The 18,688-nt window shown below is 61.7% G+C and carries 19 protein-coding genes; 14 read left to right on the top strand and 5 right to left on the bottom strand.

Going from position 1 to position 18,688, the window contains the following annotated elements:
- Window positions 1-222 precede the first annotated feature (222 nt).
- The 8 genes from tolQ to ftsH all read left to right on the top strand — a co-directional run bounded on the left by tolQ (window position 223) and on the right by ftsH (window position 8,993).
- On the top strand, window positions 223-948 hold the full coding sequence (tolQ, locus tag WEB61_RS00625; protein WP_368062389.1) for a protein TolQ: 726 nt from the start codon (window positions 223-225) through the stop codon (window positions 946-948).
- Window positions 949-1,008: 60 nt separating this feature from the next.
- Window positions 1,009-1,410 carry an ExbD/TolR family protein gene (locus WEB61_RS00620; RefSeq protein ID WP_368062388.1) on the top strand — a complete coding sequence of 134 codons (402 nt, stop codon included), beginning with the start codon at window positions 1,009-1,011 and terminating at the stop codon, window positions 1,408-1,410.
- 9 nt (window positions 1,411-1,419) lie between these two features.
- Window positions 1,420-2,241, top strand: coding sequence for a hypothetical protein (locus tag WEB61_RS00615; protein ID WP_368062387.1), 822 nt, complete (start codon window positions 1,420-1,422; stop codon window positions 2,239-2,241).
- Window positions 2,242-2,341: 100 nt separating this feature from the next.
- Entirely contained in the window at window positions 2,342-3,613 is a 1,272-nt protein-coding gene (gene tolB, locus WEB61_RS00610) for a Tol-Pal system beta propeller repeat protein TolB (protein WP_368062405.1), read from the top strand.
- Between the two features lie 312 nt (window positions 3,614-3,925).
- A complete protein-coding gene (gene pal, locus WEB61_RS00605; RefSeq protein ID WP_368062386.1) occupies window positions 3,926-4,456 on the top strand; it encodes a peptidoglycan-associated lipoprotein Pal in 531 nt (176 codons plus the stop codon).
- Window positions 4,457-4,592: 136 nt separating this feature from the next.
- Entirely contained in the window at window positions 4,593-5,537 is a 945-nt protein-coding gene (gene ybgF, locus WEB61_RS00600) for a tol-pal system protein YbgF (protein ID WP_368062385.1), read from the top strand.
- A 40-nt stretch (window positions 5,538-5,577) separates the two neighbouring features.
- Complete coding sequence (gene tilS, locus WEB61_RS00595; RefSeq protein ID WP_368062384.1) at window positions 5,578-6,915, top strand: tRNA lysidine(34) synthetase TilS; 1,338 nt, start codon at window positions 5,578-5,580, stop codon at window positions 6,913-6,915.
- Window positions 6,916-7,085: 170 nt separating this feature from the next.
- Window positions 7,086-8,993, top strand: a complete 1,908-nt coding sequence (gene ftsH / locus WEB61_RS00590) for an ATP-dependent zinc metalloprotease FtsH (protein ID WP_368062383.1) — start codon at window positions 7,086-7,088, stop codon at window positions 8,991-8,993.
- 64 nt (window positions 8,994-9,057) lie between these two features.
- Here the strand turns inward: ftsH and WEB61_RS00585 are convergent, their stop codons facing one another.
- Both WEB61_RS00585 and WEB61_RS00580 read right to left on the bottom strand, forming a co-directional pair.
- A complete protein-coding gene (locus WEB61_RS00585; protein ID WP_368062382.1) occupies window positions 9,058-9,381 on the bottom strand; it encodes a 2Fe-2S iron-sulfur cluster-binding protein in 324 nt (107 codons plus the stop codon).
- Between the two features lie 11 nt (window positions 9,382-9,392).
- A complete protein-coding gene (locus tag WEB61_RS00580; protein WP_368062381.1) occupies window positions 9,393-10,658 on the bottom strand; it encodes a cytochrome P450 in 1,266 nt (421 codons plus the stop codon).
- 170 nt (window positions 10,659-10,828) lie between these two features.
- Here WEB61_RS00580 and WEB61_RS00575 point away from each other — a divergent pair, with 170 nt between their 5' ends.
- The 3 genes from WEB61_RS00575 (at window position 10,829) to glmM (ending at window position 13,830) form a co-directional block, all read left to right on the top strand.
- Window positions 10,829-11,458 carry a TetR/AcrR family transcriptional regulator gene (locus tag WEB61_RS00575; RefSeq protein WP_368062380.1) on the top strand — a complete coding sequence of 210 codons (630 nt, stop codon included), beginning with the start codon at window positions 10,829-10,831 and terminating at the stop codon, window positions 11,456-11,458.
- 54 nt (window positions 11,459-11,512) lie between these two features.
- The gene (gene folP, locus WEB61_RS00570; protein ID WP_368062404.1) at window positions 11,513-12,322 is read left to right on the top strand and encodes a dihydropteroate synthase; all 810 of its coding nucleotides are present in this window, start codon (window positions 11,513-11,515) and stop codon (window positions 12,320-12,322) included.
- 161 nt (window positions 12,323-12,483) lie between these two features.
- Window positions 12,484-13,830 (top strand): phosphoglucosamine mutase, encoded by a 1,347-nt coding sequence (gene glmM / locus WEB61_RS00565; RefSeq protein ID WP_368062379.1) that lies wholly within the window; start codon window positions 12,484-12,486, stop codon window positions 13,828-13,830.
- Between the two features lie 11 nt (window positions 13,831-13,841).
- Here the strand turns inward: glmM and WEB61_RS00560 are convergent, their stop codons facing one another.
- A complete protein-coding gene (locus tag WEB61_RS00560) occupies window positions 13,842-14,228 on the bottom strand; it encodes a hypothetical protein (protein ID WP_368062378.1) in 387 nt (128 codons plus the stop codon).
- Window positions 14,229-14,341: 113 nt separating this feature from the next.
- On the opposite strand from WEB61_RS00560, the gene thiD reads away from it, so the two are divergent.
- A complete protein-coding gene (thiD, locus tag WEB61_RS00555; RefSeq protein WP_368062377.1) occupies window positions 14,342-15,160 on the top strand; it encodes a bifunctional hydroxymethylpyrimidine kinase/phosphomethylpyrimidine kinase in 819 nt (272 codons plus the stop codon).
- Here thiD and WEB61_RS00550 read toward each other — a convergent pair.
- Window positions 15,157-15,627 (bottom strand): GNAT family N-acetyltransferase, encoded by a 471-nt coding sequence (locus WEB61_RS00550; RefSeq protein WP_368062376.1) that lies wholly within the window; start codon window positions 15,625-15,627, stop codon window positions 15,157-15,159. The genes thiD and WEB61_RS00550 overlap by 4 nt on opposite strands.
- Window positions 15,628-15,688: 61 nt before the next feature.
- Window positions 15,689-17,119 carry a PLP-dependent aminotransferase family protein gene (locus tag WEB61_RS00545; RefSeq protein ID WP_368062375.1) on the bottom strand — a complete coding sequence of 477 codons (1,431 nt, stop codon included), beginning with the start codon at window positions 17,117-17,119 and terminating at the stop codon, window positions 15,689-15,691.
- A gap of 141 nt (window positions 17,120-17,260) precedes the next feature.
- On the opposite strand from WEB61_RS00545, the gene WEB61_RS00540 reads away from it, so the two are divergent.
- Entirely contained in the window at window positions 17,261-18,058 is a 798-nt protein-coding gene (locus WEB61_RS00540; RefSeq protein WP_368062374.1) for a PhzF family phenazine biosynthesis protein, read from the top strand.
- A 33-nt stretch (window positions 18,059-18,091) separates the two neighbouring features.
- Entirely contained in the window at window positions 18,092-18,685 is a 594-nt protein-coding gene (locus WEB61_RS00535) for a LysE family translocator (protein ID WP_368062373.1), read from the top strand.
- The last annotated feature ends 3 nt before the right edge of the window (window positions 18,686-18,688 follow it).

Here is an 18,688-nt window from a genome sequence, read left to right as displayed (position 1 = left end):
TGTTGTCGCTCCGCAACACCGGACCGCTAACCTCTTGAGGGGGCAGCCGTAATTCAGAATCGCGCCACGGTAATGACATAATTGAAAGACTAACTTCGGCCTCAATTCGGGGGCACACATTCAACGGCAAGGCGCAGCGGGCACGGATTGCCCGGATGCGGAGGCCGCGTCTGCGATGTGCCGCTCCCTGCATCGAGCCTGACAGCACGGAGAGGCAATCTGATGGATCCCGCTACCACTGCCCAGATCATCGCCGAGACGACGGTGGATACCGCTGCAATGGACTTCTCCATGTGGGGGCTGTTCCTGCGTGCCGACATCGTCGTCAAGCTCGTCATGCTGGGCCTGCTTTTTGCCTCGGTCTGGTCCTGGGCGATCATTTTCGACAAATGGTGGCGCTTCGCCCGCGTCGAGCGGCGTGCCGACCAGTTCGAGCGCATTTTCTGGTCGGGCCGGTCGCTTGACGACCTCTACCAGGAAATGGGGCATCGGCCGCAGCACCCGCTGTCCGCGCTTTTCATCGCGGCGATGCGCGAATGGCGACGATCGCAGGAGATCGCATCGAGTTCCTTCATCGGCCTCAAGGAGCGGGTCGACAAGGTGATGCAGGTAACGATCAGCCGCGAAATGATGAATCTCGAGGGTCGGCTTCTGTTTCTGGCGACCGTTGGTGCGACGGCGCCCTTTATCGGCCTTTTCGGCACGGTCTGGGGCATCATGAATGCATTTCAGTCGATCGCGATAAGCCGCGATACCAACCTGGCCGTCGTTGCACCAGGCATCGCCGAAGCCCTTTTCGCAACGGCGCTCGGACTGCTCGCCGCCATTCCGGCGGTCATCTTCTACAACCGCTTCGCCAACCAGGTCTCGCGGATCGGCGCGCGGCTCGAAAGCTTCTCGGATGAGTTCTCCGCCATCCTGTCGCGGCAACTCGACGAACGGAGCTGATCTATGGGGATGTCGGCAGGGAACAGAAAGTCAGGGCGCGGCCGCTACAGCCGGGCGCCGATGGCCGAGATCAACGTGACGCCGGTCGTCGACGTGATGCTGGTGTTGCTGATCGTGTTCATGGTGGCGGCGCCGTTGCTGACGGTCGGCGTGCCGGTGGATTTGCCGAAAACGCAAGCAGCGCCGATTTCAGGCGACAACGAACCGCTGACAATCACGCTCAATGGCAACGGCGAAATTTTCGTGCAGGAGACGCCTACAGAAATCGACGCCATGGTGCCGCAACTGCTTGCCATCGCGGAGAATGGGTATGAGCAGCGCATTTTCGTGCGCGCCGATGGATCGCTTCCCTACTCGGAAGTGATGAAGGTGATGGGTGTCATCAGTTCGTCCGGGTTTTCCCGTGTCGCTCTCGTGACGGAGTCCGAAGTAAAGCCGGCGCGCGGGGCCGGCGAAAGATAAATAGCGAGAATGCGCAATTCTGTTCTCTTTTCGGTCGCTGCGCATGGCCTGATCGTGGCGTTGGCACTGGCGACCTTTCCTTCACCCGAGGAACTGCCCTCGGTGGAGACGCGTGCGCTGCCTGTCGATCTCATTACGGTGGACGAGCTGACGAATCTCAAGCGTCTTCCGAAGATTGAAAAGCCGCTGCCGCCGGTCGAGGAGCCTGAGCCGTCGAAAGAAATAGAGCGGCCGAAAGCGGAGACGCCGCCTGCGCCGCAGCCGGCGCCCCCGCCGCCTGAGCAGGAACCGGAACCCTTGCCGGAAAAGACGGTGGAAAAGAAGGAGCCGCCGAAGCCTGTCGAAAAGAAGGTAGAGAAGCCGGCGCCGCCCAAGAAGGAGCCAGAACGCAAATTCGATCCGAACAAAATTGCCGCGCTGCTGAACAAGGAGCCGGACGCGGCGTCGAAACCGCAACCCTCACCGAAGGTCGAGGAGGATGTCGATGCACCGCGTACGGATGACCCGGAGATGCGACTGACACTGAGCGAGAAAGATGCGTTGAAAGTGCAAATGCGCCGTTGCTGGAGCGTTCCTGCGGGCGCTCCAAATGCCGAGCAATTGGTCGTGAGAATCAAGATCTATCTCAATCAGGACGGATCGTTGGCGCGGCCGCCGGAGCTTCTCGACCGCTCGAAGCTGATTACGGGCGGTTCCTATTATCAAGCCGCAGCAGACAGCGCGATGCGTGCCATCCGCCTGTGTCAGCCGTTCAAGATGCCGCCCGACAAATATGCAAGTTGGCGCGAAATAGATATGAATTTCGATCCGAGAGAAATGTTGGGCGGATAGCCCGTCGTCCTGGGAGTTAAGCGCAATGACCAATTTTCGCATATCACGGCAAAGAGAGCGGAGCCTGAAGCGGCTGGCGTTGGCGACATTCGCCGTGGCGATGGCTTTTGCTGTGCCTGCGCACGCCGCTCTGCAAATCGACATTACCGAGGGTCATGTCGATCCCGTGCCGGTGGCAATCGTCGATTTTCTGGGCATGCCTGGCGAGGATAGTCCCGTCGGTGCGGACATTGCCGGCGTTGTGACGAATAACCTCGAGCGTTCAGGCCTGTTCAGGCCGTTGCCCAAGGCGGCCTTCATCGAAAAACTCAGCGACATCAACGTTCAGCCGCGTTTCGGCGATTGGCGCATCATCAACGCGCAGGCGCTCGTCACCGGTCAGGCGCGCATGGAGTCGGACGGCCGTCTCCGCGTCGAGTTTCGCCTGTGGGACGTTTATGCCGAGCAGCAGCTTACCGGTCTCCAGTTCTTTACGACGCCCGACAACTGGCGGCGCGTCGCGCATCTGATTTCCGACGCTATCTACAAGCGTCTAACTGGCGAGGATGGATATTTCGATACGCGCATCGTCTATGTTTCGGAAACGGGGCCAAAGAACAATCGCATCAAGCGCCTGACGATCATGGATCAAGACGGCCACAATCCACGCATGCTGACCAACGGCCGCGAGCTGGTACTGACGCCGCGCTTCAGCCCCAACTCGCAGGAAATCACCTATCTTGCCTATCGGAACAACGCGCCGCGCGTCTATGTGCTCGACATTGAAACGGGCCAGCAGGAAGTGGTCGGCGAGTTCCCGGGCATGACATTTGCGCCGCGTTTCTCGCCGGACGGCCAGAAGATCATCATGAGCCTGCAGCGCGGCGGCAATGCGGACATCTACACGATGGATCTTCGTAGTCGGCAGGTGACGCGACTCACAAACACGGCCGCTATCGACACAGCGCCCAGCTACTCGCCGGACGGTCGCCAGATTGTGTTCGAGTCCGACCGTGGCGGCGCGCAGCAAATCTACGTGATGAATGCCGACGGTTCGAACCAGCGGCGCATCAGCTTCGGGCAGGGGAGCTACGCGACGCCGGTCTGGTCGCCGCGTGGCGATCTCATTTCCTTCACCAAAATCTCGGGCGGGCGCTTTGTGATCGGTGTGATGCGTCCGGACGGCACTGGCGACCGGGTGCTGACCGAAGGGTTTCACAATGAAGGGCCGACATGGGCTCCCAACGGGCGTGTATTGATGTTCTTCCGTGAGACACGCGGCGCTCAGGGGGGGCCGAGCCTCTGGTCGGTCGATGTGACCGGTCACAACGAGCGCCCGGCAGCAACGCCGACCTTTGCCTCCGACCCGGCATGGTCTCCACGCATTCAATAACTAAAACAAGTATTCGGTATCTCTCTGGAGCTTCACTGCTTAAAATATGATGTAAAAATGTCACGTAAACTTGACCGAAAAGCCGCAGAGTGGCTGGCGCTTCTTGCGTAGTAGACAAGCCTGTGGCAAACAATGTGTTGCGGTACAGCAACCCCCAGCGTCGGCCAATTGTGGGCGATGCGAACTGGCCACCCGGAGTGCCGGAGTCAGTAAGAGCTTGTACGTGGATTTCTCCGGATAAATGGGGCGTAGCCTGTTTTGTCGCGGGGCGTCTCGTGCAAAAGTAACAAATCGATTGAGCGCTGAGGCGCCATGGCCGCTGAGATCAAAAGGAGATCACTCGAAATGAAGTCCCCGAATGCTGGCCTGCGGATTGCCGCTGTGGCCGCTGCTTTCTTCATGTTGGCCGCTTGCAGCTCGAAACCCACCGATACTTCCGATGGCTCGACCTCAGGCGCCGGCACCATCACCCCCGGCACGCAAGAAGAGCTGGTCGCGAATGTCGGCGACCGCGTTTTCTTCGACACCGACCAGTCGTCGCTTGGCGACGAAGCCCGCGCCACCCTGCAGCGTCAGGCGGCGTGGATGCAGCTCTACCCAAACCTGACTTTTACTCTTGAAGGTCATGCCGACGAGCGCGGCACGCGGGAATACAACCTTGCGCTGGGTGGCCGTCGTGCCAACGCCGCAAAGGATTATCTCGTGAGCCTTGGCGTCAATTCGGGCCGTATCAACACCGTATCCTACGGCAAAGAGCGTCCGGTCTGCCTCGACTCCAACGACAATTGCTGGGGTCAGAACCGCCGCGCCGTGACAGTGGTTGCGTCTGGCGTCGGCAGTTAAGCTACGCCATCGTCAACAGCGGCTTAATTCCTGGGAGCGCTCTTCCGCTGGTTGCGGAAGGGCGCTTCTTTGGTTTCTGGCACGGGCAAGTACGCCCCAATTTTGTCGTAGTTGCAGTTACGATGCGGAGGGTCGAGTGAGATACGCGCTGGAGGTTCGATTGCATCCCGGTTTTCGACGGAAACATGGCGTCCTTTGGACCATTGCGGCTTCCGCTCTGGCCGGCCTGTCCTTGCTGGCCGCAGATGCCGCGGTTGCGCAGTCAGGCGGCGATGTCGATATGCGTGCGATCGGCAATCGGCTCGACCGGATTGAGCGTGAAATAACCGATCTGCAACGGCAGAGCTATGGCAGTGGTGCGTCTACGGGCGTACCCACGCCGCTCGGCAGCGGCGCTGGAGCGGCCGATGCCCAGTCGCGAATTTTTGAACTTGAAGAGCAGGTCCGTCGTCTCAACGGTACGTTGGAAGAGATGGGGCATCGCGTCGAACAGATGAACCGGGATTTGCAGCTCTTCAAGGCCGACACCGATATGCGCTTTCAGGATGCGCAGGGCGGTAGCGCGGCGACGGCCCCTGGCGGCGCGACATCGCCGGCCGATGATGAGGGCGAGACTGGCGGCGGGCCAGCGTCCGCTGAAGGTTCGCTCGGCGTGGCTCCTGCCGCTTCAACGCCGGCTGCGACCGTGCTTCCTAACGGCACACCTCAGGTGCAATACGACTTTGCGATCGATCTGATGAAACGCGGCCAGTACGATCAGGCGCGCGCCGCGTTTATCGAGTTCCTGCAGCTCCATCCGAAGGACACGCTTGCGGGCAACGCGCAATATTGGCTGGGCGAGACCTATTATGCGCAGAACCGGCACAAGGAGGCAGGCGATGCGTTCCTTACCGGCTATACGACCTATTCGTCGAGCAACAAAGCGCCCGACAGCCTGTTGAAACTCGGCATGAGCCTTGCCGCGCTCGGCAACAAGGATGCGGCCTGCACGGTCTGGAGCGAACTGGGCTCGCGATTCCCGCAAGCCTCGCCCGCGGTCGTCGCCCGCAACAAGCTGGAACGCGAAAAGGCCGGCTGCTGAGTTGTCGACCGGAGATCAATCCGCAGAAGGAAGAAACCTGATGCATGCTCGCGAAGATCCGGTGTCGTCCGGCGATCTTCCCGTTCTGCCAGAGGAGTTCGCCGAGCGATTGTGTCGACACAATCCATCGAACGCAATTGCGGTCGCTTTCTCCGGCGGACCGGACTCGCTGGCGCTGTTGATTCTTGCTGCCGGATGGATTCGAAGCCGACCTGGCGCTCGGCTTGTCGCGCTTACCGTCGATCATGGCCTTCGCGCCGGCTCGGCGACAGAAGCGGCGATCGCGGGGCAGCTTGCTTCCGCGCTGGATGTTCCGCACCGCGTTCTGTCGTGGGAAGGATCGAAGCCGGAAAGCGACATACAGGCGGCGGCACGCGATGCGCGTTATCGATTGCTCGCGGCCGCTTGTCGCGAGCTTGGTGTTCGCGATCTTCTCGTTGCTCATCATCTTGAGGATCAGGCAGAGACATTCTTGCTGCGCCTGCGTCGAGGTAGCGGCGTTGACGGATTGTCGGCAATGCCGTCCGAGCGGGCGCTCGACGGGAGCGATCCGCCGGTGCGGTTGTTGCGGCCGCTGCTCGACTTGCCGCGCGGCCGCCTTGCTGCGACCGTGGCGCGGACCGGGCTTGAACCGGTCCTCGATCCAAGCAACGAGAACGACCGCTTCGACCGCGTCAAGATTCGGCAGGCGTTGGTACTGTTTGAGTCCCTTGGTTTCGATGCAGCGGGCTTCGCCGATACAGCAGCGAGAATGGGACGGGTGCGCGAAGTGCTTGAGGCAGAGGTTGCGACGCTGCTGGCCGCTCATGCAGGACTCTCCCCGTTCGGCCATGTCGAGGCCGATGCGGCGGGGCTTGTCGCTGCGCCCGCCGAGACGCGCCTGCGGGCGCTTGCCGCGATTCTGAAAGTCGTGAGCGGGCGCACCTATGGGCCCCGCATGGAGCGGGTGATGGCGATCGATGCTGCGCTGCTTGAGGGGACCCTGGGGCGAGGGCGGACACTCAATGGTGTGAAATTCGAGATGACGCGCGGGCGGCTTTTGGCCGCGCGGGAGCTGGCGGCGGCGCGGAAAACGCCGTCTCTGCGTCTCGCGCCCGGTGAAGCTGGTCGGTGGGATGGTCGTTTCGATGTAACGCTTGAAGCGGCGGGAGGATACTCGTATGTCGACGTGCGGGCGCTTGGCCCGGAAGGGCTTTCGGCGTTGGCAACGGCTGGTGTGGTGCTACCGCTCGTTCCCAAAGCTGCCCTGATGGCGTTGCCTGGGCTCTGGGCCGGGGCGTCGCTGTTGTCAGTGCCTCATCTAGAGACGGCTGATGCGGGTGTCAAAGCACGGGCTCTGCTCGCCCCATTTAAATTTTTTGCCCAAATTCGTCGCTAACGGGGCGATGCCTACCCTTTGATGGGCCTCAGGAAAGCGATCCAAAGGCCTTGGTAAACCTTTATATGGTCACTATGTTTCTCATAGATTAGAAACAGTCGAGAGCAGGGAGTCCGCTGGCACGTCCCCTGCAGAGCTGAGCCTGTCGTCAGGTAGAGAAGGTAAAGCCTTTGTCCAATTTCAAGAATTTCGCCGTTTGGGTGCTGGGTGCGCTGCTGTTGATAGCGCTTTTCAACTTGTTTCAGGGGCCGGCGCCGCAAAACGCCGCCTCTACCGAGATCAATTTTTCGCGGCTGCTGTCCGATGTGGAAGCGGGTACTGTGCGCGAGGTGACCATCCAGGGTGACAAGATCACCGGCCAGTATGCCGATGGACGCCGTTTCTCGACCTATGCGCCGGCAGACCCTACGCTGGTCAACCGGCTTTACGACAAGGGTGTCCAGATCACGGCCAAGCCGTCGGACGAAAACGTGCCCTCGCTTCTCGGGGTGCTCGTTTCCTGGTTCCCCATGCTGCTCCTCATTGCGGTCTGGATTTTCTTCATGCGCCAGATGCAGGGCGGCGGCGGCAAAGCCATGGGATTCGGCAAGTCGAAGGCGAAACTTCTGACTGAACGACATGGTCGCGTCATGTTCGACGACGTTGCCGGTATTGACGAGGCCAAGGACGATCTCACAGAGATCGTCGACTTCCTGCGCGATCCGGCCAAGTTCCAGCGGCTCGGCGGGCGCATTCCGAAGGGCGTGCTGCTGGTCGGACCGCCCGGCACCGGCAAGACCTTGCTGGCGCGTGCCATTGCCGGCGAGGCTAATGTGCCCTTCTTCACGATTTCCGGTTCCGACTTCGTCGAGATGTTTGTCGGCGTCGGCGCAAGCCGCGTGCGCGACATGTTTGAGCAGGCGAAAAAGAACGCGCCCTGCATCATCTTCATCGATGAAATCGACGCGGTCGGCCGTCATCGTGGCGCCGGTCTTGGGGGCGGAAACGACGAACGCGAACAGACGCTGAATCAGCTTCTGGTGGAGATGGACGGCTTCGAGCCCAATGAAGGCATCATTCTGATTGCCGCGACCAACCGTCCGGACGTTCTCGACCCGGCGCTGCTGCGTCCCGGCCGCTTCGACCGTCAGGTCGTTGTGCCGAATCCGGATGTCATCGGACGCGAAAAGATTCTCAAGGTCCATATGAGGAAGGTACCGTTGGCACCGGATGTCGAGCCGCGCACCATCGCGCGCGGAACGCCTGGTTTCTCCGGCGCCGACCTCGCCAATCTTGTCAATGAAGCGGCGCTGATGGCGGCCAGGCGCGGCAAACGTCTCGTCACCATGGCTGATTTCGAGGATTCCAAAGACAAGGTGATGATGGGCGCCGAGCGCCGCTCGATGGTGATGACCGAGGAGGAAAAGAAACTCACGGCTTACCATGAAGGCGGTCACGCGCTTGTGGCGCTGCACATGCCGGAATCCGATCCAATCCACAAGGCGACGATCATTCCGCGCGGCCGCGCGCTCGGCATGGTGATGCGCTTGCCGGAACGCGACCAGCTTTCGGTTACGCGCGCCAAGCTCAAGGCGGATCTTGCGGTTGCCATGGGCGGACGCATTGCCGAGGAACTGATCTTCGGCCACGACAAAGTGACATCGGGCGCGTCGTCGGACATTTCGATGGCGACCAAAATGGCCAAGGCCATGGTCACGCGCTGGGGCATGAGCGACAAGCTCGGACCGCTCGCCTATCAGGACAATGAGGAAGAAGTGTTCCTCGGTCATTCGGTGGCCCGGCACCAGAACATGTCAGAGGAGACGCAACGCCAGATCGATGCCGAGGTGCGGCGCATCGTCGAGGAAGGTTATGCGACCGCGAAGAAAGTGCTGAATGAGCACGTTGCCGATTTGCATACAATCGCCAAAGGTCTGCTTGAGTATGAGACGCTCTCCGGCGATGAAATCATTGGCCTGCTCAAGGGTGATCTGCCGGTACGCGAACGCGGCGAACCCGAGAAGGTCGATGTCGGTCCGGTTTCCTCCGTGCCGACCACCGGCCCGATCGGTGCGCCGCCGGCACCGCAGGGAACATAGAAACCCGAGATAGCGAATAGAAAAGGGAGGCTCGAAGCCTCCCTTTTTGTTCGGCGCGTATCGTTCAGTGCTGTCGGTCGGGCAATCGCAGCACCAATCCGTTGAGTTCGCCGGTGACCTTGATCTGGCATGCCAGGCGGCTCGTCTCGCGGACATCCTCGGCGAAATCGAGCATGCTCTTTTCGAGACCGTCCGCTGCCGGGCCGGTCTTCGCGAGCCATTCCGGATCGACGTAGATATGACACGTGGCGCAGGCGGCGGCGCCGCCGCAATCGCCGTCGATGCCGGGTACACCATGCTTCACCGCGGCTTCCATCGCCGAGATGCCATTTTCGGCCTCGACCGTGTGTTCGGTTCCGTTTGCTTCGATATATCGGACGACAGTCATTTCCGTTTCCTTCAGGCGTGAAGCCGCACGGGCAACGTGGTATAGCCGCGCACGAAGTTGGAACGCACACGCACAGGTTCGCCCGTCACCTCAATGCGCGAGAAACGCTTCAATATCTCCTCCCAGAGAATCTTTATCTGCATCTCCGCCAGCCTGTTGCCGACGCAGCGGTGAACGCCGAAGCCGAAGGAGAGGTGCTGGCGCGGCCGTTCGCGGTCGATGATGAATTCCTCCGGCCGGTCGATCGCCGTCTCGTCACGATTGCCGGAGACGTACCACATCACCACCTTGTCGCCCTTGCGGATGGTCTTGCCGCCGACCTCCGCGTCGGCGATTGCGGTCCGGCGCATATGTGCGAGCGGGGTCTGCCAGCGGATGATTTCGGGCACCATGCTGTCGATGAGTGCGGGATTGGCCTTCAGCTTTGCAAGCTCCGCCGGATTCTGATGCAGCGCCAATACGCCGCCCGTCATCGAATTGCGCGTCGTGTCGTTGCCGCCGACGATCAGCAGCAGCACGTTGCCGAGATAGTTCTGCGGGGTCATGTCGCGGGTTGCCGGCGAATGCGCCAGCATCGAAACGAGGTCCATGCCCGGATTGTTCAGACGTTCGTTCCAAAGGCCCTGAAAACAAGCGGCGCATTCCATCAGCTCGCTCGTGCGCTGCTCCCAGCTGTCGACAATGCCGCTTCCGGGCTCCGCCGTCGCGACGTCCGACCAGCGTGTGAGCTTGGAGCGCTCCTCGAAAGGGAAATCGAAGAGGGTCGCGAGCATTTGCGTCGTCAGTTCGATCGAAACGGCGGGCACCCAGTCGAATTCCTCCCCGACGGGAAGGCCGTCGAGCACGCGGCCGACGCGCTCGCGGATCGTGCCCTCGAGCTTCGCAAGGTTCGCAGGCGCGACGATGGGGCTTACGGCCTTGCGCTGTTCGTCGTGCTTCGGCGGGTCCATGGCAATGAAGTTCGGCAGGTCGATCGCACCTTCGCTGCTGCTTTTCTGGATGCCGTCTTCGATGATGATGCCGCCCAGCCCGGCCTCCGAAGAGAACACCTGGTGGTTTGTATCGACCGCCATGATGTCCTTGTAGGTCGTGATCGACCAATACGGGCCGTAAGCACTTTCGGCGCAGTAATGCACCGGGTCTTCTCGGCGCAGGCGGGCGAAATAGTCGCCTTCGACATTGCGTTCGAAAAGCTCGGCGCGGCTCACGTCGATCCGGTCGAGAGGGAGGCTATCGGCCTCCGTCGCGGCGGTGGTCTTGGATGCAAGTGCGGTCATGGCGGTTCCTCCCCGGTATGCCTCCTCGTCATTATTGAGTAATATATCAATAGCAATTGAACAAAGAGTCAATATGGGTTGAAATGACCTATCCGCCGACGCGTTGCTCCGGCCCGATCCGTCTATACTCGCCGGGGAAATCCGCCGATTCCCGAAGGAGATCGTCCGTCGTGACAACCGCCAGAACCGTCCGCACGAGGCTCGCGCCATCGGCCCGCCGCGCCCAGCTTCTCGAATGTGCGCTCGCGGCCTTTGCCGAGCATGGTGTCGCGCGGGCGACGCATTCCCATGTCGCGGAGCGGGCGGGTGTTTCGGTTCCCGCAGTCCACTCCTATTTTCGTACGCGGGAAGATCTCGTTGCCGCCGTTCTGGATGAAGTGGAGGCCTATCTCCTTGACATCGTTTCGTCGTCGCTCGGCGGTCCCAAAGCGGTTCCCGAAGCGCTTGAGGCGCTGGCGGTCAATTTTTCGCGCGATGCGACGGAGAAGCCCGACATGATCAAGGTCTGGCTCGACTGGAGTACTGGTGTGCGCGCGGATGTCTGGCCGCGCTACATGGATGTGCTCGACCGTTTGCACGGCATCGCACAAAGGGTTCTGGAGCGCGGCAAGCGAGAAGGGATCATTCCCGCTGCCCTCAACGTGAAAGCGGCGGCGCGCGCCTATCTTGGCGGCGGGCACACGGTGGCGCTCATGCAGTTCTCGGGCGCGAAACCCCGAGAGTTCGACGCCGTGATCGAACATCTCGTCCGCGCCGCGATGGGTGTCGGTTTCGACACGCCGATCCGGCCTCTGCGCTAGACCGTGCCGCTGCCCGCATCTGTATCGGAAGCGGCTGGCATGCTAGAAATCGCCATGTTCCAGTGCCCCTTGATTTTCGGCATCGTCAACATCACGCCGGACAGCTTTTCGGATGGCGGCAAGTATTTCGCGCCCGACGCTGCCATCGCCCATGCACGCCGGCTCGTCGCCGATGGGGCGCATGTCGTCGATCTCGGGCCGGCCTCCTCCAATCCCGATGCCACGCCCGTTCCGCCCGAGGAGGAGATACGCCGCCTCGCGCCGGTGCTGGAAGCGCTCGCTGCGGACGGCATTGCCGTGTCGGTCGACAGCTTCCAGCCGGAAACGCAAGCCCATGCGCTTGTCCATGGCGCGCGCTACCTGAATGATATTCAGGGCTTCAACGAGGCGCATTTTCACCCGGCGCTCGCCGCGTCCGATGCACGCCTGATCGTCATGCATTCGATCCAGGGCCGCGGCAATGCCGATAGGCGCGCCGCGCCCGAGGGCGACATCGTCGAACACATTTGCCGCTTCTTCGAGGCGCGGATCGCGCGGCTCGAAAGGGCTGGCGTTGCGCGGGACCGCCTGATCCTCGATCCCGGCATGGGCTTTTTCCTGGGGCCGACGCCCGAGACTTCGTTCGAGGTGCTGGCGCGGCTGGGCGAGCTCAAATCCCGTTTTGGGCTGCCGCTGCTCGTTTCGGTGTCGCGGAAATCCTTCCTGCGCGCCGTCACCGGCCGTTCGCCGCAGGAGGCGGGCGCAGCCAGCCTTGCCGCCGAATTGCTTGCGACAACCGGTGGCGCGGACTACATCCGCACTCACGAACCGGGTCCGCTTGCTGATGCCCTGGCGGTCCGCGCTGCCCTGAAAGGGCGCCAATGAAAGATTTGGCAAGAAAACGTTAACTGCAATGGGCTCATAGAATTCTAATATCCGCCACATATGCTGCGTATTGTAGTTATTGAGGGAGCAGGTCGGGGTCCGAATTGGGGGGCGCTGGCAGGCCGAAATTGAAGAGACAAGGCGCAAGGACCGTTCGACTGATGTCGCGCAAATATTTCGGGACCGATGGCATTCGCGGCAAGGCGAATTCCGGGCACATGACCGCAGAGACGGCGTTGCGCATTGGCATGGCAGCAGGCCGTGTTTTCCGGCGCGGCGATCATCGCCATCGTGTCGTGATCGGCAAGGACACACGGTTGTCGGGCTACATGATCGAACCGGCGCTCACTGCCGGTTTCACCTCGATGGGCATGGACGTCTTTCTGTTCGGGCCGCTGCCGACGCCGGCGGTTGCCATGTTGACGCGCTCGCTGCGCGCCGATCTCGGTGTGATGATCTCCGCGTCGCACAACTCCTTCGAGGATAACGGCATCAAGCTCTTCGGACCGGATGGCTTCAAGCTCTCCGATGAGGTGGAGCTCGCGATCGAACATCACATGGACAACGGGCTGGCCGACAATCTCGCCGGCTCACGCGATCTTGGTCGTGCCAAGCGTATCGAGGATGCGCAGGCGCGCTATATCGAGCATGTGAAGCACACCTTCCCGAAGCAGCAGACGCTGGAAGGTTTGCGTATCGTCATCGACTGCGCCAACGGCGCCGCCTACAAGGTCGCGCCCGCCGTGCTCTGGGAACTCGGTGCCGACGTCGTGCAGGTGGGCACCGATCCCAACGGCTTTAATATCAATGAGGATTGCGGTTCGACGGCGCCGGAACGCATGTGCGCGGCGGTGCGCGAACGCCGGGCCGATATAGGTATTGCGCTCGACGGCGATGCCGACCGTCTGATTGTCGCGGATGAAAACGGCAAGATCGTCGATGGCGATCAGATCATGGGTCTCATTGCCCGCCACTGGAAGGAAATGGGAACGCTGTCGGCGCCTGGTGTCGTCGCCACGGTCATGTCCAATCTGGGGCTTGAACGGTTTCTCAAATCGCTCGATCTCGATCTTGTGCGCACACAGGTTGGCGACCGCTATGTCGTCGAATATATGCGGCAGCACGGCTACAATGTTGGTGGCGAGCAGTCAGGCCATATCGTGCTGAAGGACTTTTCAACAACTGGTGACGGCCTGATAGCCGCCCTACAGGTTCTTGCTGTGCTGAAAAGCGGCACCAGACCGATAAGTGAGCTCTGCCATCTCTTTGATCCTCTGCCTCAGCTTCTCAAAAATGTTCGCTTCAAACGTGGCGAGCCGCTGCGGGAAAAGGAAGTGGAAGAAGCGATCCGCGATGGCGAAGCACGTCTCGGCAAGACCGGGCGTCTCGTAATCCGCAAGTCGGGCACCGAACCCTTGATCCGCGTTATGGGCGAAGGCGACGACGAAGGCCTTGTCAGGTCTGTCGTTGGCGATATCGTTTCCGCGATCGAACACAACGCGGCCTGAGCGGCGGCCCGTCAAGGCGCGAAGCTCGATCGTCCCTTTACACCCCAGTGTCCATCCTCACACGTCATGATGTAGATCGAGTCGAAATGCCCGATCACGCTGCCGTCGGCGCGAAAGCGCGCGAAGCGAGTATCGAAATGTACCTTGTCGGCGCCCGCATGGATTACTACGCGGCGTTCCCATGCGGAGTGATGCCACTCCTCGAGAGCACCACGCGTGAAAGTGTCGGAGGGGTGCCATCCCGGCCTGTCGATGATGACGAGCTTGCCGGAGGCTAGCCGCACGCTCGGAAAGTTGAACGTCGCCTCCCAAGCCTTCAGATCGCGCGCGTTGAAGGCCTCCATGAAATCGTCGAGGCACTTCATGGCAGCGGCGACGGATGCTGAATAATCGGTCATAGTTGGCCCATTGTCATTTTATCCGACGCTTGACTCCTAACCCCGGGGCCATGGCGGGTCAAACGGTCTGGATGCTGAGTGGCGTGAGAGCCGGAACGGAAGAAAGTCATCTAATGAACGAGAGCATGAGGGGCCGTGTCCTCATTGTCGCCGGTTCGGATTCGAGCGGTGGCGCCGGCATCCAGGCCGACATCAAGAGCGTCACCGCGATGGGCGGTTTCGCCATGACGGCGGTCACAGCGATTACAGCCCAGAACACGCTGGGCGTCCACGGTATCCATGAGGTGCCGGTCGAGATCGTGCGTGCGCAGATGAAGGCCGTGCTTGACGACATTGGTGCCGATGCGGTGAAGACCGGCATGCTGCACAGCGCGGCGATCGTCGAGGCCGTGGCGGCTGAGCTTGGCGCGCATGCCGAGGTGCCGTTCCTCGTCGTCGATCCCGTGATGGTGGCAAAAGGCGGTGCGTCGCTGCTCGACGGATCGGCGGTGGCGGCACTGAAGGAAGTACTCATTCCACTTGCAACGCTCGTCACGCCCAATGTCCCGGAGGCCGAGGCGCTGACGGGGCGGACGATAAGCGATCTCGATAGCCAGAAGGCGGCAGCGGATGCCTTGCTTGGACTCGGTTGCGACGCCGTTCTGATCAAAGGTGGGCATCTGGATGGTGCAACGCTCTTCGACGTTCTGGCGACGCAGGAAACGATGCAGGTTTTTTCCTCGCCGCGCATCGATACCCGCCACACGCATGGCACGGGCTGTACGCTGGCTTCCGCCATCGTCGCGCTTCTTGCACAGGGTGTCGAGCTATCGGTCGCCGTCGAGACGGCTCGCGACTACGTGCATGAGGCGATCCGCACCGCGCCGGGATTTGGAAAGGGCCATGGCCCACTCAATTTTCTCGCCGTATTCAGCGACGATGGCGAGAGCTAGAAGCTGAGTTCCATTAGCGGTAGTTTGCGGCCCGGTATCGATCCCGAGGGTACCTGGCCACACATGCGGAACCCCTCCCGCTCATAGAAATCGGTTGCGTTCGGGTCAGCCTCGACCTGAACGAACTGGATGCCGTGACGGCGTGCATGATCGAGCATATCCCGCATCAGGCAATGACCGACGCCAACGCCCATGAAGCGCGGAGCAACGAACAGATCTTCGACATCGGCCATTCTCTCGACAACACCCATTGCCGAGAAACCAGCCCGTTCACCGTCAATCTCGGCAACGCGGATACGAAACTTTGCAATCTTTTCGGATGTGATGGTGAGTTCGTCGCGGCATTGCGCCATGAATTCGGCGTCATAACCCCAATGGGCCTTTGCTTCGAGCGCGAGCTCAGAAAGCGCCGGGCCTTCATCGGGCCACGCGGGACGAACGAACACCGCATCATGCGTGGTGGTCATCGTCACCTCCCTGTATTTTCTGCAATCTAGCACGAAAGGCGAAGCGTTTCACCCGTAGGCGTTATGCTGGCGCCGAAATTTCAATAGGTATCTCACCCATGAGGGATGCGATGGCGGCGAGACCCTTTTCAAGCTCATCCCTTGTCTGCGGCTGGCCGATCGCAAGCCGCACATGCCGTGAGGCGCGCTCGGGTCGTCCGACCATGAAGTCCTCACCCGCTGCGATGGCGATGCCACGCGCCCGCGCCGCCTCGACGAAAGCATGCGCGCGCCATGCATCGGGCAGGGCGAGCCAGGCATAGGACGAGGTGTTGCGGGTTGCGATGTTGCCGTCCGGAAGCGCTCCGCGCAGCATCGCATGGCGGGCGCGCATTTCCTCCATCTGACGCCTCGTGAGCGTGTCGGCATCGCCGCCTTCGATCAGTATGGCGGCAAGTTCAGCCATCAACGGCGGCACGGTCTGGCCGAAGCCGTACTGGATGGCGCGGGCGCGTTCGAGTTGCGCGGCGGGCGGTTTCAGAAAGCCGATACGCAACCCGCAAGCCACGCTCTTTGCGAGGCTCGTCGCATACCACGTGCCTTCCGGATAAAAACTGGCGATGGTCGGCGGGCGGTCGTCGACCAGCTTGCCGTAAATGTCGTCCTCGATGACGGCGAGGCCGTACGCCCGCGCGACATCGGCGATGTCGCGCCGCCGCCGCTCGCCCATGATGGCGCTGGTCGGATTGTGCAGGGTCGGTACGACGAAGATGGTTCGCGCGCCTGTCTCGCGCGCCGCGCGGTCGAGCGCCTGCGGCACAAGGCCTTCTTCGTCGATGTCGACCGGCGCGACGTGCCGCCCCACCGACGCTGCCTGGTTCACCATCGCGGTGTAGGTCAGGGCTTCGGTCAGGATCGTGTCGCCGGGCTCTGTCGTACCAAGGACTGCGGTCAGGATCGCCTGTTGTGTCCCCGAACAGATCACCAGTTCGTCGGCACCGGGCGCGAAACCGACATGCGCGACCCATTTCGCTGCCATCGCGCGCTGATACGGCGTGCCGCCGACGGGCGGGTAGCTGTTGAACGGTGAGCGGCCGGGCATATCCGGCAGCGCGTCGAGGAGGCGCCGCATAGCCGCGCCGAGAATTTCCGTCTGGCCGACAGGTGCGGGCAGCGCCGCCTTCATCGCTGCCTGCATCGCGTCGGGTATGGTATGGAACGTCGCCGCGCCGACGCCCGCTCCTGCGCCGCTTCCTGCGTTGCGGTCGCGCACATAGGTGCCGCGTCCGACTTCGCCCGTCACCTCGCCGCGGCTTGCCGCCAGCGCATAGGCGCGCGACACGGTGCCCACCGTGACGCCAAGCCGATAGGCGAGGTCGCGTAGCGGCGGCAGCTTGGTGCCGGGCGCGGCCGCCCCCATCTTCACGGCGTCGCTCAGCGTGTCGGCGATGGCCTTGTAGCGCGGGCCGGGACGGGCGGCGATACCGGCCGGATCGAAAAGCGAAATTGTCATGGGTACAATAAACTCATTGAATCCATATTAAACGTGGATCATCTTTCTAAAACAGTCACAATATCGATGATTTTGAGCCGAATGGCAAGATTTCTATTCTATATCCTCAAAATTGTACCCATACAATACGGAATAATGGCGATGAAAGCAGTTCTCTACCAGGTCGATGCGTTCGCGGACCGCGTTTTCGAAGGCAACCCGGCCGCCGTTGTGCCGCTCGACAGCTGGCCGGACGATGCCGTCATGCAGGCGGTTGCGGCCGAGAACAATCTTGCCGAAACGGCTTTCTTCGTGCCCGAGGGCGAGGGCTATCGCCTGCGCTGGTTCACGCCGGCGGTCGAGGTGCCGCTCTGCGGCCACGCAACGCTTGCCTCGGCGCACGTGCTTTTCACGCATCTCGGCCATGCGGCGCCCGAAATTCATTTCGAGACAAAAAGCGGGCGGCTCACCATTGCGCGTGAGGAGGACCTGCTCGCGATGAACTTTCCGGCCAACCCGGCAAAGCCTTATCCGGCGCAGGCCGAGATCGCCGCGGCGCTCGGCGCGAGCCCGCGCGTCTGGGCGAAGTCCACCTTTCTTCTCGCCGTTTTCGATAGTGCGGCCGAAGTGAAGGCGCTCGCGCCCGACATCGGCGCTCTGAAGCGGCAGCTGACGCCGCTCGACCTGCTGCTGATCGTCACGGCGCCAGGCGACGAGGATTCGGGTTTCGATTTCGTTTCGCGCGTCTTCGCGCCCGTGCATGGCATCGACGAAGACCCGGTGACGGGTGCTGTGCATTGCACGCTTGTTCCCTACTGGGCAAAGAAACTCGGCAAGAACGATCTCGTCGCGCGGCAGGTGTCGGCGCGCGGCGGTACGCTGCGCTGCACGGATGCCGGCGAGCGCACGATCATTCGCGGCCGCTGCGCCGACTACATGAAGGGCGAGATTTCCTTCTGATCTCTCCGGGTTCACTCCCTTTCCGGTCACATCATGCCCCTTGAAACCCTGGCCCTCGGCGCCGTCTTCGTCGCCACGATGAGCTTCACACCCGGACCCGCCAATCTCAGCCTTCTGTCGGTCGGCGCATCGCTCGGCCTTGGCCGTGCGCTTCCCTATCTTCTCGGTATCTGGCTCGGCGGCTTCTTCGTCATCGTGGCCGGCGCGCTTGGTCTCGGCGCGCTGCTGGTCACGCTGCCGGAAGTTTTTCTGGCGCTGAAGATTTTCGGCTTCGCTTATATCTGCTGGCTTGCCTGGAAGCTTGCGCTGGCAGGCTTTGGCGGGCGTCCACATGAGGTTGCGCCCTCTTTCTGGGCGGGCATCCTCCTGCATCCGGCCAACCCGAAAGCTTATGTGCAGACACTGATGGTGTTCACGGCTTTCGTCGCACCGGAGGCGCCTTATGCCCCGCAGGCCGTCGCGCTTGTCGCGATCAGCATGGTCCTGATGATGATGGCGACTTCGCTCTGGGGCCTCGGCGGCGACGCGATCCGCCTCTTTGTTCGCGATGCTCGTGTGATGCGGGTGATCGCCGTTTCCGCCTCGCTTTTCATGGTCGTCAGTGTCGGGGTGGCGCTGGCCGTCTGACGG

It is taken from the genome of Parvibaculum sp., from assembly GCF_040882025.1.
Taxonomy (GTDB): Bacteria; Pseudomonadota; Alphaproteobacteria; order Parvibaculales; family Parvibaculaceae; genus Parvibaculum.
Note: the sequence above shows the minus strand (reverse complement) of the source record. Positions and strands in the feature narration are given on the sequence as shown.